Here is a 16,803-nt window from a genome sequence, read left to right as displayed (position 1 = left end):
GATCAGGCCGTGACTCTGGCGCCCGCGCAGAGCAGTTCCATGCCATTTGCATAAATGACTTCATCGCCATCGAAGGTCAGCGTGAAAAGGCGGATTTCCGACACGGTTTCAGAGCGGATGTAATCGCCGTCGCACAGACGCTGCGCCTCGACCATGGCGACCTCCTGGCCGTAGAGCGCTTTGGCGCGCCAGTCGCGCAATATGATCCTCTGGCCCGGCGCGAGGAAGCAATCAGCTTCCGGGCGGTCATGGCCAAGCGCCGAGGCGCTGACGCGGATCATACCGGCATCGCGCATCACGGAAACTTTTATTGATTTCAGAATCTTAGCGCCTGAACGTGTGATGACACGGTCGCCCGGAGCGAGGAACTGGACCGGCAGAGCGCCGTCGAGGGTGAGCACCGTGGTGCCGACCGTGAGACCGGACGCCGCAGCGGCTTCGACAGCCGGAAGGTCGGTTTCGACGCTGAGGAGGCTTTCGATCATCATGGTCTCAATCCCTGATCTTCGCGCTGACTGACCTTGTTTCACCCCGAACTATGGCAGGAATTGGTCAGGCCTGCGCTCATTTCCAGGCTTTTGCCGGCCGATGCGCCGGTTTTGTGGCAGGAATATCCGCCTTGTGGCGGGAATGTGGCGATGATTTTCCTCTCGCATCCCAATCGGGCCTTTGCTAGAAGGGCGCGGATTTTCCGGGCATATGCGGGGGCCGGCCTGTCACATCAGGGTCTGGTCCCCGTTTCGTTATCCTGGAAGAACATGAGCGATGCGGGTGTGGCGGAATTGGCAGACGCACCGGATTTAGGTTCCGGCGCCTTACGGCGTGGGGGTTCAAGTCCCTCCACCCGCACCATTTGAGGATTGGGAAGGTAAACAGATGCAGGTCACCGAGACCCTGAAAGACGGCCTGAAGCGCGGCTATACCATCACGGTGACCGCAGCAGAGCTGGATGCGAAAGTGCAGGAAAAACTGCTCGAAGCGCAGCCCGACATTGAAATCAAAGGCTTCCGCAAGGGCAAAGTGCCGCTGGCGATCCTGCGCAAGCAATTTGGCGACCGCCTGATGGGCGAAGCCATGCAGGATGCTGTCGATGGTGCCATGAAGGACCATTTCGAGGCAACCGGCGACCGCCCGGCGCTGCAGCCCGAGGTCAAGATGGCAGGCGGCGAAAGCTGGTCGCCCGAGAAGGACGTCGTGGTCGAGGTCGCCTATGAGACCCTGCCGGAGATCCCGGAACTCGACACTGCGAAAGTCGCGCTGGAAAAGCTGGTCGTGAAGGCCGCCGAATCCGATGTGGACGAAGCGCTGAAAAACCTCGCCGACAATGCGAAAGATTTCGAAGCCCGCAAGAAAGGCTCGAAAGCCAAAGAGGGCGACCAGGTCGTGATCGATTTTGAAGGTTTCGTCGATGGCGAAGCTTTCGAGGGCGGCAAGGGCGAAGGCTATCCGCTGGTTCTGGGCTCGAACAGCTTCATCCCCGGTTTCGAGGATCAGCTGACCGGTGCCAAAGCCGGTGACGAGGTTGAGGTCAAAGTGACCTTCCCGGCCGAATATGGCGCAGCCCATCTCGCAGGCAAAGAAGCCCTCTTCAAATGCACCGTGCATGAGGTCAAAGCGCCGAAAGCCGCCGAGATCGACGACGAGCTGGCGAAGAAATTCGGCGCTGAAGATCTTGCCGGTCTGAAAACCCAGATCGGTGAGCGCCTCGAGGCCGAGTATAAAGGTGCCTCGCGCGCCGTTCTGAAACGTGCGCTGCTGGACCAGCTGGATGGTCTCGTGTCGTTCGAGCTGCCGTCGAAACTGGTCGAGGCGGAAGCCAACCAGATCGCGCATCAGCTCTGGCATGAAGAGCACCCGGAAGAGCATGGCCATAACCACGGCAATATCGAAGCGACCGACGAGCATAAGAAGCTCGCCGAGCGCCGCGTGCGCCTGGGCCTCCTGCTCGCGGAAATCGGCCGTAAGGCTGAGGTCACCGTCACCGATGCCGAGATGACCCAGGCCGTGATCCAGACCGCCCGCCAGTATCCGGGCCAGGAGCGCGCCTATTTCGAATTCGTGCAGAAGAACCCGCAGATCCAGCAGCAACTCCGCGCGCCGATCTTCGAGGACAAGGTTGTCGATCACATCGTCGGCCTCGCGAAAGTGACCGAGAAGGACGTCTCGAAAGACGATCTGCAAAAGGCGGTCGAGGCTCTGGACGAGCTCTGATCTTCCGGTCAGTGGATGAAAACGGGCCGCTCCTTCGGGGGCGGCCTTTTTCTTTGGCCGGGGGCCATGCCGGCTCCTGGTCCGGCTCTGGCCTTGCTCTGGCCTTGCTCTGGCACGGGCAGCCGGACTAGGGTCTCCGGCGATGCCCCTATGAGACCGACGCGCCAGTGACAGCCGATCCCGCCATCCTGCAGACCCGCCTGCCTTTTTTGCCCTGGATGGATCCGCGCAGCAGCCGCCTGCCCGGCATCCAGCCCCTGACCGATGACAGCTGGATCGCCCGCGACGAGGCTTTCGCCGGCCAGATGGCGCGGCGCGACGCGCTGATCTCTGAGATCCCCGCCCGTGTCCACGCGCTTTTGCCCGAGGCCGAACCAGCCGCGCGCGAGCTTTATGACATGGTCCTGGCGCGGCTTGGCCGTGATCCGGGCTACCGCTTTGCGCAGGGCGGTGCGGCGATTACGCGCCCCGATGGCGTGACGATCCGCCCCGATCCTGACCAGCCGCTGCTGACGCTCGGGCGACTGGTGCAGGAGGATCTCTGCATCCTAGAGACCGGCGCCGACAGCCATCGCCTGACCGCCGCGCTTTTGTGTTTCCCGGCGGGCTGGACGCTCTCGCAAAAGATCGGTCGCTCGCTTTTGCGCATCCATGAACCGGTGGAGCCCTATGATGAGCGCCTCGCCCGGGGGGTGCAGCGGCTTTTTGATGCGATCCGGCCGGAACAGCCGCTCTGGCGGATGAATTACCTGACCTATGACGACCCGGAGCTGCATCAGCCGCGCCCTGAAAGCCAGCCGCGCCCGCGGCCACAAGAGCACCGCTATATCCGCTGCGAGAAACAGGCGCTGATCCGGCTGCCAGTCACCAGGGCGGTGGTGTTTGCGATTCACACCTGGCTGGTCCGGGCCGATACGGTGACGGCCGATGAACATGACGCATTGCTGGCGGCGGTGCATTGAACGGCATCAGGCCCGCGCCCCGGATCTGCCCTCTGAAATGGCCCCGATAAGCGGGCCCGGCCCCTGAAGGACCGGTGTCGGGGGACGGAACCCTGGCCCCGCCCGCAAAGTCTGCGGATTATTCGCCGCTGCTGCGGATCTTGCGCAGGTCTTCGCCCCTGAAATGGGCGAGCCCGGCACGGATCGCGCCATAGGGAAACGCAAAAGCGATCATCCAGTAGCCAAGGATACGCGCGGCCCCTTCCCCGGCCACATGGCGCAGCCTTTGGCTCAGAGCGAGGCTCTCGGCCGTCGCCCGGGGCAGTTGCGCCGGAGCGTCATTCTTGCAGCCCGGTTTTCCAGCTGGCTCTTCCGCCCCTTGCTGCGGATTGCGCAGCATATCCCGGATCGCGGCGAGCTCATCCGGCCCGGGCTGCCCCCCGGCAGTATCGGGCGGCCCTGCCACTGCCGCGGCCTGACCTGCGCAGTGAGTTGTGGTCTGCGCCAGGGGCGCGGCTTCGGCGGGTGCGACGCGCCCCCGAAACAGGTCGCGATAGGCGGCGTCGATGTCTTTCGGCGCGCTGACATAAGCATTGGGCTGGGTAAGCTCTGACGCGCGGCGCAAAATTCCGGCCCCGCCCAGAACCGCGAGCCCGGTGCTCGACGCCGAGGGCAGAAAGCGCCCGGTATGGCCGAGCCGCTCCCCGGGGATGCGCAGGCGACCGTTACGCAGATCGCCGCCGATGTCTCTGGCACTGCTGCCACAGCGCGCAAGGATGCCGGACACGGTTTCGCGCCCGATCTTCAGCGCGACACGGAAAAAAGCACGCGGCTCGAACGGGGGCATCTGACTGCCCTCGGCCCAGATTGCCGGACGGGACTCATCACTGTCACTTTTCATCATCTTTAAATCCGTCGCTCACATAAATCGCGAAACCGCACCAGCGGCCCCGGCCCATCCATCATTCATTGCCCCGGACGGATCCCTGCTCAGGGGCAATCCTGCCGGGGAATGGCCTGTATTCCCGGGTTCCTGCCCTTGTCGTCGCCCCGACATCCGGAGGCGAAGAACCCGGACCTTCAGCACCCAGTCCCTCAGGCCCCGTCTTTCAAAACGCGGCCCCGCAAGATCAGGACCCGCAGGCCCCCCGTCTCGGCCAGACCGGTAAAGTCCGCCCAAAAGCGGTCAGGCCCAAACCCTCATGTCACGTCACCCGGAACGGCCCCGGCCTTCACCAGGTGATTGCTGAAGGTCAGGCGGCAAGGCCCGGAATAAATCACTCAGGCGGCAGGAATGTGCCGGGAAGAAGCCGTGAAACTGGCACAATCATGGCATTGTTCCGGGCTTTGCAGATTGTTCGGGCCGGGCCGGCTTACCGTTCGAAACCAAGCAACACCCGGAACAGTTTGCCCCCATTACCCGGTCACCATCCCCGAATGCCGCACCGGGCGCACTTCGCGCAGGGGCAGCCCCCCGCCCATGTCCCGACCACCGAGAATGGCCAGTGCCAGCGCCCGCATCGGCGCCGCCGCGAAGAGATCGGTGCTGTCGCGCAGCCGGTCAAAGCCCAGCCGGGCCGCGTAGAAAACCGCCGCCCGTTCTGCCGCGCGGCGCTGTGACAACCCTGCTCTGACCAGCAGATCCTGCACCTGCGCGAGCCGCCAGCCATCAACGCGCGCAAGCGCCGCCGCCACCATGACATCACACCGCGCCCAATCGCGAATCGCGCGCTCGATCATCACGGCACAAGGCGCATCGGGGTCGCCGTCTTCGGTTGCGGCGGAGGGGGGGATCATGGCCTCATCCGCCAGTTCCAGCAGGCGCGCCAAAGCCAGCCGGGGCGCGCCCGTCTCAGCCGGGGGGAGAGACAGAACCGGCTGTCGCGAGGTCCGCTCCCACAGCGCAATCACCTCGAGGCGATAGGCCGCCAGATCGGAGAAGAACCCGTAAAACCCGGCCCGCGATGCCCCCGGGCAATCACAGAGAACCGCTATATTCAGCGCAGGATGCCCGGATCGGGCGAGCAACGCAAAGGCCCGGATCAGCCAGTCACTGCGGCTCAGCCGCGCGGGTCGGGTGAAGCCGGGCACCCGCCAGGCGGTCGCGGGCATCTGCGGCAGACCAGCCTCGCCCCGTGTCTTCGGGCCGGCGTCGGCCAGGGGGGATCCACCCTGCCCCGGCACCTGTCGGGCCATGGCGCAATGAATGCCGCCCGATGCAAAGACCTGGCCGCGCGGAGAGGTTTTCCGGTCTTGCCGGTCGCTCCGATCCTCTGGTCGCAGCAGCAGTCTCATCGCCGGCTCCTTCTGTCGCCATGGGGTATTTCCCCCGGAGACTGGAGCGCGAAGGTTAAGGAATCGCTGAAAGCCGCCACGTTTTCCAGCGCCAGTTCTGCGGCAGTCACAGCACGAACGCCACCCGCCCAGAGCGCGCGTCAGAGATCGATATAGCGCCCCACCCGCGCCGCACCGCCAGAGACCGGGGTAAACCGCAGGTCGATGCCCTTTTCATCAAGCCGGTAGCAAATCGCCTCGGCCCCAGGCCATAACAGGCAGACCGTCTCGTCGCCGAGGCTCCACCGCCCCCATGTCTCCCCCGAGAGAACACGGCCATCGGCAAAGAACCCCCAGGTCACGCCATCCGCGAAACCGATGGTCCGCGCGGCCAGCACCGTCTCGACCCGGTCATCCGGCACCGTGGCCCAGTCCGCCGCCGCCTGCGCCATACCCGCCGCAAGGCTCAGGACCAGCGCCCCGGCTTTCCACATCCGTCCTGCCATTTCGACCTGCCATTTCTGTGCGCCATTTCTGCGCATCTGTTCCTGCGATTGCTTGCACCTGCCCCGACCGCTCTTTAAGGGAAGGCCAGTCAAGCCGCCAGTCAGAGGTCCGTGATGATCCCGCGTTATTCCCGCCCCGAAATGGTCGCCATCTGGTCGCCCGAGACCAAATTCCGCATCTGGTACGAGATCGAGGCCCATGCCTGCGACGCCCAGGCCGATCTTGGCGTGATCCCGCGCGAGAATGCCGAAGCCGTCTGGAAGGCAAAGGACGTGGCTTTTGACGTGGCCCGGATCGACGAGATCGAGGCTGTCACCAAACATGACGTGATCGCCTTCCTTACCCATCTGGCTGAGATCATCGGCGCCGATGAGGCGCGCTTTGTGCACCAGGGCATGACCTCATCCGATGTGCTCGACACCACGCTGAACATCCAGCTGGTGCGTGCCTCCGACATCCTGATCGCAGGTGTGGAACGCGTGCTGGCCGCGCTGAAGACCCGCGCCTTTGAACACAAGGACACGGTCCGTATCGGCCGCAGCCACGGGATCCATGCGGAACCCACCACGATGGGCCTGACCTTCGCGCGGTTTTACGCCGAGATGGACCGCAACCTGCGTCGCCTGAAAGCCGCGAAAGACGAGATCCGCACCGGCGCAATTTCCGGCGCGGTCGGCACTTTCGCCAATATCGACCCGCGCGTCGAGGACTATGTCTGCGAGAAACTCGGGCTGGAGCCGGAGCCGGTCTCGACGCAGGTCATCCCGCGCGACCGCCATGCGATGTATTTCGCGGTGCTGGGTGTGATCGCCTCGTCGATTGAAAACATCGCAATCGAGATCCGCCATATGCAGCGGACCGAAGTACTTGAGGCGGAAGAGTTTTTCTCGCCCGGGCAAAAGGGCTCCTCGGCGATGCCGCATAAGAGGAACCCGGTCCTGACCGAAAACCTCACCGGTCTTGCCCGCCTTGTCCGCATGTCGGTGGTGCCGGCGATGGAAAACGTGGCGCTCTGGCATGAGCGCGACATCTCGCATTCTTCGGTCGAGCGCGCGATTGGCCCTGACAGCACCGTAACCCTCGACTTCGCGCTGCACCGGCTGGCGGGTGTGATCGAGAAACTGGTGATCTACCCCGAAAACATGCTGAAAAATATGAACAAGTTCAAAGGGCTTGTGATGTCGCAGCGCGTGCTTCTGGCCCTGACCCAGGCCGGCGTGTCGCGCGAAGACAGCTACCGTCTGGTGCAGCGCAACGCGATGAAGGTCTGGGAACAGGGCGCCGATTTCAAAACCGAACTGCTCGGCGATGCGGAAGTGACCAAAGCGCTCTCCCCCGCCGAGATCGAGGAGAAATTCGATCTTGGCTACCATACCAAACATGTCGACACGATTTTTGCCCGCGTTTTCGGCAAATAAGCCCTGACACGGCGCAGCTGTCGCGTTTCTGAGGCCGATCATGCCCCCCATCCGCAATTTCCCTGCGGGCGGGGGGTTTTTCATGGCATCCTGCGGGCGTCGTCACTCCGGCGGCGGAACACAGGAGGATTTAAGATGACGAGACCTCTGCGCAGGGCCGCACTGATCGCCGTGCTTCCCCTGATGCTGATGTCGGGCCTCGCCTCGGCGCGCGATTGTATGAAACCGAAAGACACGACGGCGTCCCTTTGTATGCCCGGCGCGGTCTGGGATGAGGCAAGTGCCTCTTGCGTGATCCAGCCCGCAAGCTGACGGGCGCAAAGCCCCGCTGAAATTGCCCGCGGCAGGGCTGTCGCGGGCAGTTTTTATGCGGCCCGGAAGTTCAGGCCGCATTTCTTGTGAAAATATCCTGCGCTGACAATCTCCGGTTAACCCCGCTTTGCCAGGATCAGCCAGAGATCAGGTTGAGAGGCAGCATATGTCCCATGGGGTTCAGCTGGCACGGATAACTCCGGCCCAGCATCCGGGTGCGGGTGGTCACTATAGCGCGCAGGGAAACGGGGTGCGCCGGATGCTCAGCGCGCGCGAAAAGGCGGCGGTGGTGGTGCGCTATATGCTGGCGCAAGGCGCCGACCTGCCGATTGCGCAGCTGCCGGACCATCTTCAGACCGCATTGGCCGAACAGATGGGCCAGATGCGGCTGGTCGACCGCGAAACGCTGGACCAGGTCATCTCGGAATTCATGGCCGAACTGGACTCGGTCGGCCTCGCCTTTCCCGGCGGCCTGGAAGGCGCGCTGAACGCGATGGATGGCCATATTTCGCAATCCACCGCCAGCCGGCTGCGCCGCAAAGTGGGCGTGGGCGCGCGCGGCGACCCCTGGGAACGGCTGGGCGCGCTGCCCCCCGAGCGGCTGGTTCCGGTGCTCGAAAACGAAGCGATCGAGGTCGCGGCGGTGATCCTGTCGAAAATGCCGGTGCAAAAGGCGGCAGAGTTTCTGGGCAAACTCCCCGGCGAACGCGCGCGCCGCATTGCCTTTGCCGTCTCGCAAACCGCCAATACCGACCCCGATACCGTGCGTCGGATCGGCATTGCCATTCTCGGCCAGATCGACGCGCAGCCGCAAAAGGCCTTTGACCGTGGCCCGGTTGAACGGGTGGGGGCGATCCTCAATGTCTCACCCGCCCAGGTGCGGGAAGATGTGCTGAAAGGGCTGGAAGACGAGGATGCCGGCTTTGCCGAAGAGGTGCGTCGCGCCATCTTCACCTTCGCGCATTTCCCCGGCCGTGTCACCGGTCGCGACATTCCGAAAGTGGTGCGGCTGGTCGATCAGGCCACGCTGGTCACCGCCTTCGCCTATAGCAAAGGCAAACCGCCGCTGGAGGCCGCCAGCGAGTTCATCCTCGCCTGTATCTCGCAGCGCATGGCGCAAAACATCCGTGAAGAGGTCGAACAGGCGCCGAAGGTAAAGGACAGGGACGGCGAGACCGCGATGAGCGCAATCGTCGCCGCCGCTCGCAGCCTGGAGGCCCAGGGCGAGCTGGTCATGCTGCTGCCCGAAGAGGAGGAATGACCCGTCAGCGCCCAAAGCGCCTTTCTGGCAAAACCCGTCTCTGGCCTAACGCCTCTCTGGCCGCATCCCCGGCCAGAAATCTCCGCCACAAAAGATCCGGTGGCTCCTCTGCGGGCACGTCCCCGTCGCGGCGCGGAATGACTGGAGAGATCCACGAAACGCCTCTGCGCGCCCGCGTTGCCCCGACAAAACGGCCAGCGCCGCGTGGTGGCGTTCGGCTCTCACGCTCCCTTGACCAGGCCATCCGGCGCAGCCACTGGCGCGGCAGGCCGGGCCCCGGGCCGAAACCCCATCAGCAACAGCCCGATGCTTTCCGCAAGGCGGCTCTGCCGCAGGCACCGGATCACATCTCACCCCGTTCGCCTTTGGCCCCGAACCAAAGGCGCCGTGACGGATGATCCCGGCATTTCCTTTCTCCACGCCCACAGCCCTGGCATGACCTCGCCGCAAGCCTCCTGCACCTCACTCAGCCGTGTCTCTTATTGCACAGATACAGCCGATCTCCGGTGCCCTTGCCACGCCTTGGGCATTCGCATGCGGGTCTTCTGGCCGACAGCGACTGCGGTCTGCGCGCGCCTCCCGGCCGGGCGGAGGTGCCTCAATCGTACCGCCCCGGTCACCTGGAAATCAGCGCAGCCCATGCCCCATTTTCTGTATCTCTGGCCTGACCCTGTGCAGGTGGTGAAGATTCTCCGTTCCCCCGCCACGCCTTCCCGATCCGATCTTTGATGTCCGAAGGCAAAAGGGCAAAATCTGCCGGCCCGTGCCAAAGACGACCCGCCCGTCGCAATCCAGTCACCGGTGTCGCTGAACTGTCCGGCCCCTGACGCTGACTTGCGGAAACAAACCCTTTCCTCACCCCCACCCTGCTCGCATGGGCAGGCCGTCATGGTCCCGGTCTGAACCAGCCGCATTCCAGCAGGCCACATTGGCTCCAGGCCAGCCTTCCGCTCTTGTCTCTTCCGCGGCACCCAGGTAGCGTCGCGGGCATTATGCAAACTGCGCAGAACCCCGCGCGAGGCATCCTTCTGATGATCCTCGCAATCCTCGCTTTCACCCTGCTCGATGCGAGCGCCAAGGGCCTGTTGCAGCGCTATCCCGCGCCGCAGGTGATCTGGGCACGTTTTCTCGGCCAGGTGCTGATCGTGGTGCTGATCCTGAGGGGGCGGACACTGGTCATGGCTCGCACCTCCTACCCCGGCCTGCATGTGCTGCGCGCATTTTTTCAGGTCACGACGGCCGCGCTGTTCTTCACCTCGCTGAACTTCATCGGCCTCGCCGAAGCGACCGCGCTCACCGACACGAGCCCGGTTCTCGTCACGCTTGGGGCCGCGCTGTTTCTGGGAGAAAGGCTCGGGCCGAGGCGGATCCTTGCGATCTGCGTGGCGCTGGTCGGTGCGGTGATCATCGTGCGCCCCGGTGGCGGCGTGTTCACCTGGTGGGCGCTGATGCCGCTTGCCGCAGCCGTCTCTTTCGCAGCCAATTCGCTTCTGACCCGGCGTATCGGCCAATATGAGCCGGTCTGGACCGCAATGCTCTGGGGCGGGATCTTCGGGACGCTGGCCTTCACTCTCTTTCTTCCCACAAACTGGGTGCCGGTCGCGGCTGCCGATCTGCCGCTGTTCATCTTTGTCGGCTGTATCGGCACGCTGGGCCAGGTGCTGATGATCCGCTCTCTTTCGATTGCCGAGGCCGGGACCGTCGCACCCTTCACCTATATCGGTGTGGTGTTCGCCACGCTCTGGGGCGCGCTCTTCTTCTCGGAATATCCCGATGTCTGGACGGTGACCGGCGCGCTTGTGATCGTGGGGGCCGGTCTCTATGTCTGGCACCGGGAAACGCGGCTGCACAAGCGCTGATCCAGGATTGCAAACGGGCTGCATAATGAGCGAGAAACAAGAGGCAAATCCACGCCACTGGCTGCAGGACCGCCTGTTCCGGGCGCTGATCTGGGCCCTGAAGCGGCTGCCCTACCGCATCAGGGTGCCCCTCTGCGGCAAGATCGTCTCGGGCGTGATCGCACCGCTGGCGGGCTACCGCCGCCGCATCCGGAGCAATCTGGCCCTTGTCATGCCGGATCTGCCAAAGGCCGAGGTTGAGCAAATCGTCCGCGATGTACCCGACAATGTCGGCCGCACCCTGATCGAGATCTATTCAGGCGAGGAATTCATCGCCCGCGCCGCCGGGTTGCCGCTGACCGGCGCAGGGGTTGTCGCGCTGGAGGAAGCCCGCCGCGCGAACCGCCCCGTGATCCTCGTCACCGCGCATTTCGGCAATTATGACGCCACCCGCGCCGCCCTGATCGCACGCGGATTTCCGGTCGGCGCGCTCTACATGAATATGTCGAACCGCTATTTCAACGAGCATTACCTCAGGGCGATTTCCACCATCGGCACACCGCTTTTCCCGCGCGGGCGCGAGGGTCTGGGGCAGATGGTGAAATTCCTGCGCCAGGGCGGCATGCTCGGGATGCTGATCGACCAGCATATGACCCGCGCGCCGCTTCTGGGTTTTTTCGGCCATGAGGCGCAGACAGCGCTTTCGGCGGCAGAGCTTGCGCTGAAATATGATGCGCTTTGCGTGCCGGTCTATGCGGTGCGCCAGCAGGACGGGCTGTCCTTCCAGGTCATTGTGGAAGACCCGATCCCGCATGGCGACCCGGTCACCATGACCCAGGCGCTGAATGACAGCCTCGAGGCGCTGGTGCGCCGCTATCCCGGCCAGTGGTTCTGGATCCACAAACGCTGGAAACATGGCGGCGCCAGACTGCCTTTGCCGGATGCCGAAACCTGACCCGGGGTCTGTTTCTGCCTGTGCTTCTTTCCTGCCGCTTTTGGGTCCTGGTGCCAAACTGATGCACCGGAATGAGGTGGCCCCTCTGCCGCCTGCTGCGGTGCGATGGCTGGCGAAACTGTGCCGGATTGCAAAGCGACGATCACCTGCGGGACGACCCGTTTCAGCTGATTTCTGACAATGGCAAAGCCTGCAGGATGTTTACGGCTTCGCCGGGAAGCACGGCTTCAGGGAAAGACCTGTCCCGTGATCTGGCGGCAAGTGGCAGACAGAGCCCGGACCCGTTCTGTCTCAGGGGGTCACCGCAGCCGCAAAGATCCGCCCCGGCCCTGCCGCTTTGGCCCCTTTGCCGCTGACGTCCTGGATGAACACCACCGCAGGATTGGCCCCGGTGATCGGGATGCTGACCTCAAGCGGCTCCTGCCCGGCCCAGTCGCCAAGGCTCTCCCATTCGGTCACGATATTGCGGTAGGTCACGATCTTGCCGGCGTTTTCGCCGCGCTCGATATCGACCGTGGCCTCGGGCATATAGCGCGCAAGCCCGACCCTGGCAGGGGCCTCCAGCGGCGGGTCGGCTTTGGCGCGGATCACCAGGTTGTCGCCGTCACGCGTGACCACCAGCGTCACCGGGCTTTTGGCGGCAACGTGATCGGCCAGCGCCTTCAGCGTCGCTTCCGGGTCAAAGCCCTCGATGCGCTCGACACCGCCGATGATGAATTGCGGCGTATAGATCGTGCGCGATCCGATGGTCCTTGCATATTCCTTTTGCCGCTCGGTGAACGCCGCCGAGCCGAAACTGTCTTCCCAGCCGATGTAATCCCAGTAATCGACATGCAGCGAGAGCGCGATCACCCGCTTGTCTTTGGTGAGGCTTGCGAAAAACTCATCCGCCGGCGGGCAGGAGACACAGCCTTGCGAGGTAAAGAGCTCGACCACCACCGGGCCGGCGCCGGCGGCCAGAGGCGCCGCCTTCTCTGCCAGGTCTTCGGCGGTGCCCGGACCTGCAAGCGCGCAGGTCAGAACCAGGCCGCAGGCGGCGCTGAGCAAATGTCGCATCTCATGTCTTTCCCGGCTGGCGTCAGCGGATATCGGAGCATTGCCCGGACACCGCCCGTCCCTGTACTCAACCCTGTATAGGAAACCGACCCCCTGCCTGCCAATCAAGGTTTTGCGATTGCCTGCAATCTTCCGCGCCCCGGACCGCTTTCCCCCTTTCCTCGCCGCCCTCTCCATGCTGCAATCGCAATGCAGTTTCGCCGGCGTTCTCGCCCCTTTGCCGCCGCGTCCGCCACCACGGCCTCCGGGGTCTGGAAATTCGGTATACTACTGCATACATAACTTCTGAGATTCCCGGGCACCGCCTCGCCCGCCGCAGCCGCAAGATGCCACGCCAGTTTTTCAAGGAGCGAAGACATGACCGTCACCGTCGGACATGACAGCCAGAAAACCCGTAAAACCCTGAGCGCGGGCGGCCAGACCGTCAGCTATTACTCGATCCCGGCGGCGGAAGAGGCCGGGCTTGGGGATTTCTCGCGCCTGCCCGCCTCGCTGAAAGTGGTGCTTGAGAACATGCTGCGCTTTGAGGATGGCAAGACCGTCACCAGCGACGATATCCGCGCGTTTTCGACCTGGGGCGCCCAGGGCGGGCGCAATCCGATCGAGATCGCCTATCGCCCTGCCCGCGTGCTGATGCAGGATTTCACCGGGGTGCCGGCGGTGGTGGACCTGGCCGCGATGCGGGACGGGATCATCGGGCTGGGCGGTGACGCGCAAAAAATCAACCCGCTGAACCCCGTTGATCTGGTGATCGACCATTCGGTGATGATCGACGAATTCGGCACTCCCCGCGCGTTCCAGATGAATGTTGACCTGGAATATGAACGCAATATGGAACGCTACACCTTCCTCAAATGGGGGCAGAAGGCGTTCAACAATTTCCGCGTCGTGCCGCCCGGCACCGGAATCTGTCACCAGGTCAATCTGGAATATCTGGCCCAGACGATCTGGACCGACACAGACCAGAATGGCGAGCTGGTGGCCTACCCGGACACGCTGGTCGGGACCGACAGCCATACCACCATGGTCAATGGCCTCGCCGTTCTGGGCTGGGGCGTCGGCGGGATCGAGGCCGAGGCGGCGATGCTGGGCCAGCCGGTGTCGATGCTGATCCCGGAAGTGGTTGGCTTCAGACTGACCGGGAAAATGGTCGAAGGCACCACCGCGACCGATCTGGTGCTGAAGGTCGTGGCGATGCTGAGGAAACATGGCGTGGTGAACAAATTCGTCGAATTTTACGGCGAAGGGCTTGATCACCTGCCGCTTGCCGACCGCGCCACCATCGCGAATATGGCCCCCGAATACGGCGCCACCTGCGGCTTCTTCCCCATTGATGACGAAACGCTCCGCTATCTGCGAAATACCGGCCGTGATGAGGCCCGCATCGCGCTGGTCGAGGCCTATGCCAAAGCAAACGGCTTCTGGCGCGGGCGCGATTACGATCCGATCTATACCAGCACGCTGGAGCTCGACATGGGCAGCATCGTCCCGGCGATCTCGGGGCCGAAACGGCCGCAGGACTACCTGCCGCTGACGGAATCGGCCCGCAGCTTCTACAAGGTCGTGGCCGATTACCGCGGCATTGATGTCAGCCCGGATGCGCTGGATATGGGTGATGAGGGCGGCGCCGTAACCGCTCCGCCGAAAGACGTGCGCAAGGTCGTGCCGGTCGAGGGCAAGGATTACTCCCTTACCGATGGCTCGGTTGTGATTGCGGCGATCACCTCCTGCACCAATACCTCGAACCCCTATGTGATGATCGGCGCGGGGCTGGTGGCGCGCAAGGCCCGCGCTTTGGGGCTGACCCGCAAACCCTGGGTCAAAACCTCGCTCGCGCCCGGCTCACAGGTGGTGGGGGACTATCTTCAGGCCGCAGGGCTGCAGGAAGATCTCGATGCGCTCGGCTTCAACCTCGTGGGGTATGGCTGCACCACCTGTATCGGGAATTCCGGGCCGCTGGGCGATCCGGCGATCTCGAAAGCGATCAGTGACAATGACCTGGTGGCGACGGCCGTGCTGTCGGGAAACCGCAATTTTGAGGGCCGGATCAGCCCTGATGTGCGGGCAAATTTCCTCGCCTCGCCGCCGCTGGTGGTCGCCTATGCGATTGCCGGCGATCTGAACGTCAACCTGACCCGCGACCCGATCGGCCAGACGCCCGGGGGCGAGAACATCTTCCTGAAAGACATCTGGCCCACGCAGAAAGAGATCAGCGAGATCGTTGACAAAGTCGTCACGCGCGAGGTTTTTCAGGCCAAATATGCCGATGTTTTCAAAGGGGATGCCCGCTGGCAGGCGGTCGAAGTCACCGGCGCCGAGACCTATGACTGGCCGCCCGCCTCGACCTATATCCAGAACCCGCCCTATTTCCAGGGCATGGGGCGCGACCCCGGCGTGATCTCGGATATCGAGGGCGCGCGGGTGCTGGCGATCCTCGGCGATATGATCACGACCGACCATATTTCACCGGCGGGCTCGTTCAAACCGACGACTCCGGCGGGGAAATACCTGCAGGAACGCCAGGTGGCACCTCGCGATTTCAACTCTTATGGCTCGCGGCGCGGCAACCATGAGGTGATGATGCGCGGCACTTTCGCCAATATCCGCATCAAAAACGAGATGCTGTCCAACGAGCATGGCGGCGTCGAGGGCGGCTATACCCTGGGGCCGGACGGGGCGCAGACCTCGATCTTTGACGCCTCGATGGCCTGGCAGGCGCAGGGCCGGCCGCTGGTGATCTTTGGTGGCGTGGAATATGGCGCGGGCTCGTCGCGCGACTGGGCGGCCAAGGGCACGGCGCTGCTGGGGGTCAAAGCGGTCGTCGCGGAAAGTTTCGAGCGCATCCACCGCTCCAACCTCGTCGGCATGGGGGTGATCCCCTTTGAATTCACCGGCGGAGAGACCCGCAAAACGTTGAACCTGAAGGGGGACGAGGAAATCTCGATCCATGGCCTCGCCGGCGGGCTGAAACCCCTGAGCCTGGTCCCCATGACGATCCGCAGAGCGGATGGAAGCGAGCGGACCGTCGAGATCCGCTGCCGCATCGATACCGAAATCGAGGTCGAATATGTCGAAAACGGCGGCGTGCTGCATTACGTGCTGCGCAATCTCGCCAGCGCCTGATCGGGGCGCCTGATCGGGGCGCATGACAAAGCGGCATCGCAAATGGGCCGGAGCGATCCGGCCTATTCGTTCCGGTTAAGTTCCTTTTTACCCGAATCGCGCAATCTGGAAGGGTTCAGCCAGAAGGGCTTTTTCATGCGCCATTCCACCCGTCTCGACATGCGTGACCGCGGGATCCCGGCCCGCGCTCTCTTCCCGCCTTTGCCCTCGCAATCCGAGATCTGGCTGGCCGAAAGCACCGCATTGCTTACAAAAACCGCCCGGCTGACTGCGCCCGCATCGCAGGCCGTGGCATGCAGGCGGGTCTCGCTGCCCGCGCTGCCCTTTGCCGAACTGCTGATGCCATTCGGGATGCTGACGCTGTCTTTGCTGAACTGAGCGTCTGCCCGGTCTGGTTCTCATGCAGCCTGTCCTGCGTCACGCCGCATTGCGTCACGATAGCTCGCCTCATGGTGCCCCGCATCAGGGTGGCCGCGCCTGCGCGTCGCCTTGTCTCAGGGCAGCGGCTGGCCCGCCGCTGTCATACAGGCGGTCATACGCTCATCCGTAATCGGCCAGAGCGTGAACCGCGCGCCTGTCTCGGACTGGCAGGTGAGGATCGGGTAATTGCTGTGATCGGTGAAATACTGACACCAGAGGCCGAAGCGCCCGGCTTTCCCTTCTACGATATTGGGCACCTCGTTAAATTCCGACGGGCTCAGGCGGATCGGCGCACCCTGCTCCGCCCCGGTCGCACAGGGGAAAACATCAAGCGCCCATGCCCCCTCGAACGGCGCGATCCGGACGAGATCGTCGATCAGCGCCGGAGCCTCGGCACCGCTGCGCCCGACCCGCTCATAGACGCCGGTGAAAAAGCTTGTATCGGGGCGGAGCGTCTCTGCCTGTGCCATCGCCCCGCTGGTCAGAA

At 63.7% G+C, this 16,803-nt stretch carries 15 protein-coding genes and 1 tRNA gene; 10 read left to right on the top strand and 6 right to left on the bottom strand.

From position 1 onward, the window contains the following. Positions 1 to 2: 2 nt before the first annotated feature. Positions 3 to 488, bottom strand: a complete 486-nt coding sequence (locus tag JC607_RS08375) for a Hint domain-containing protein (RefSeq protein ID WP_198836483.1) — start codon at positions 486 to 488, stop codon at positions 3 to 5. Positions 489 to 767: 279 nt separating this feature from the next. Here JC607_RS08375 and JC607_RS08370 point away from each other — a divergent pair. The 3 genes from JC607_RS08370 to JC607_RS08360 all read left to right on the top strand — a co-directional run bounded on the left by JC607_RS08370 (position 768) and on the right by JC607_RS08360 (position 3,173). Further along, positions 768 to 852 (top strand) — tRNA-Leu (locus JC607_RS08370). A gap of 24 nt (positions 853 to 876) precedes the next feature. Further along, positions 877 to 2,211, top strand: a complete 1,335-nt coding sequence (gene tig, locus JC607_RS08365; RefSeq protein WP_198836482.1) for a trigger factor — start codon at positions 877 to 879, stop codon at positions 2,209 to 2,211. Positions 2,212 to 2,378: 167 nt separating this feature from the next. Then, positions 2,379 to 3,173 (top strand): DUF3445 domain-containing protein, encoded by a 795-nt coding sequence (locus tag JC607_RS08360; protein WP_370584774.1) that lies wholly within the window; start codon positions 2,379 to 2,381, stop codon positions 3,171 to 3,173. Between the two features lie 118 nt (positions 3,174 to 3,291). On the opposite strand, the gene JC607_RS08355 is transcribed toward JC607_RS08360, so the two are convergent. The 3 genes from JC607_RS08355 to JC607_RS08345 all read right to left on the bottom strand — a co-directional run bounded on the left by JC607_RS08355 (position 3,292) and on the right by JC607_RS08345 (position 5,968). Next, positions 3,292 to 4,056 carry a hypothetical protein gene (locus tag JC607_RS08355; protein WP_198836481.1) on the bottom strand — a complete coding sequence of 255 codons (765 nt, stop codon included), beginning with the start codon at positions 4,054 to 4,056 and terminating at the stop codon, positions 3,292 to 3,294. A gap of 512 nt (positions 4,057 to 4,568) precedes the next feature. Continuing rightward, the gene (locus JC607_RS08350) at positions 4,569 to 5,447 is read right to left on the bottom strand and encodes a hypothetical protein (RefSeq protein ID WP_198836480.1); all 879 of its coding nucleotides are present in this window, start codon (positions 5,445 to 5,447) and stop codon (positions 4,569 to 4,571) included. A 140-nt stretch (positions 5,448 to 5,587) separates the two neighbouring features. Next, positions 5,588 to 5,968, bottom strand: coding sequence for a hypothetical protein (locus JC607_RS08345; protein ID WP_198836479.1), 381 nt, complete (start codon positions 5,966 to 5,968; stop codon positions 5,588 to 5,590). A 78-nt stretch (positions 5,969 to 6,046) separates the two neighbouring features. On the opposite strand from JC607_RS08345, the gene purB reads away from it, so the two are divergent. The 5 genes from purB to JC607_RS08320 all read left to right on the top strand — a co-directional run bounded on the left by purB (position 6,047) and on the right by JC607_RS08320 (position 11,717). Continuing rightward, the gene (gene purB / locus JC607_RS08340) at positions 6,047 to 7,351 is read left to right on the top strand and encodes an adenylosuccinate lyase (RefSeq protein WP_198836478.1); all 1,305 of its coding nucleotides are present in this window, start codon (positions 6,047 to 6,049) and stop codon (positions 7,349 to 7,351) included. A 135-nt stretch (positions 7,352 to 7,486) separates the two neighbouring features. Then, positions 7,487 to 7,663, top strand: a complete 177-nt coding sequence (locus JC607_RS08335) for a hypothetical protein (protein WP_198836477.1) — start codon at positions 7,487 to 7,489, stop codon at positions 7,661 to 7,663. A gap of 259 nt (positions 7,664 to 7,922) precedes the next feature. Further along, positions 7,923 to 8,924 (top strand): flagellar motor switch protein FliG, encoded by a 1,002-nt coding sequence (locus tag JC607_RS08330; RefSeq protein ID WP_233092780.1) that lies wholly within the window; start codon positions 7,923 to 7,925, stop codon positions 8,922 to 8,924. Positions 8,925 to 9,916: 992 nt separating this feature from the next. Then, entirely contained in the window at positions 9,917 to 10,783 is an 867-nt protein-coding gene (locus JC607_RS08325; RefSeq protein ID WP_198836475.1) for a DMT family transporter, read from the top strand. A gap of 25 nt (positions 10,784 to 10,808) precedes the next feature. After that, positions 10,809 to 11,717, top strand: coding sequence for a lysophospholipid acyltransferase family protein (locus JC607_RS08320; protein WP_198836474.1), 909 nt, complete (start codon positions 10,809 to 10,811; stop codon positions 11,715 to 11,717). Positions 11,718 to 12,008: 291 nt separating this feature from the next. Here JC607_RS08320 and JC607_RS08315 read toward each other — a convergent pair whose 3' ends face one another. Further along, positions 12,009 to 12,773 carry a thioredoxin family protein gene (locus tag JC607_RS08315; RefSeq protein WP_233092777.1) on the bottom strand — a complete coding sequence of 255 codons (765 nt, stop codon included), beginning with the start codon at positions 12,771 to 12,773 and terminating at the stop codon, positions 12,009 to 12,011. 357 nt (positions 12,774 to 13,130) lie between these two features. Between JC607_RS08315 and acnA the strand changes: the two genes are divergently transcribed. Then, positions 13,131 to 15,896, top strand: a complete 2,766-nt coding sequence (gene acnA / locus JC607_RS08310) for an aconitate hydratase AcnA (protein WP_198836473.1) — start codon at positions 13,131 to 13,133, stop codon at positions 15,894 to 15,896. Positions 15,897 to 16,031: 135 nt separating this feature from the next. Next, complete coding sequence (locus JC607_RS08305) at positions 16,032 to 16,274, top strand: hypothetical protein (RefSeq protein WP_198836472.1); 243 nt, start codon at positions 16,032 to 16,034, stop codon at positions 16,272 to 16,274. A gap of 116 nt (positions 16,275 to 16,390) precedes the next feature. Here JC607_RS08305 and JC607_RS08300 read toward each other — a convergent pair whose 3' ends face one another. After that, positions 16,391 to 16,786: a hypothetical protein gene (locus tag JC607_RS08300; RefSeq protein WP_198836471.1), complete on the bottom strand. Its 396-nt coding sequence runs from the start codon at positions 16,784 to 16,786 to the stop codon at positions 16,391 to 16,393. Positions 16,787 to 16,803 lie beyond the last annotated feature (17 nt).

Origin of the sequence: Paracoccus sp. IB05, assembly GCF_016405985.1 — a bacterium.
Classification (GTDB): domain Bacteria; phylum Pseudomonadota; class Alphaproteobacteria; order Rhodobacterales; family Rhodobacteraceae; genus Pseudogemmobacter.
This window is presented reverse-complemented; position numbering and strand designations above follow the sequence as displayed.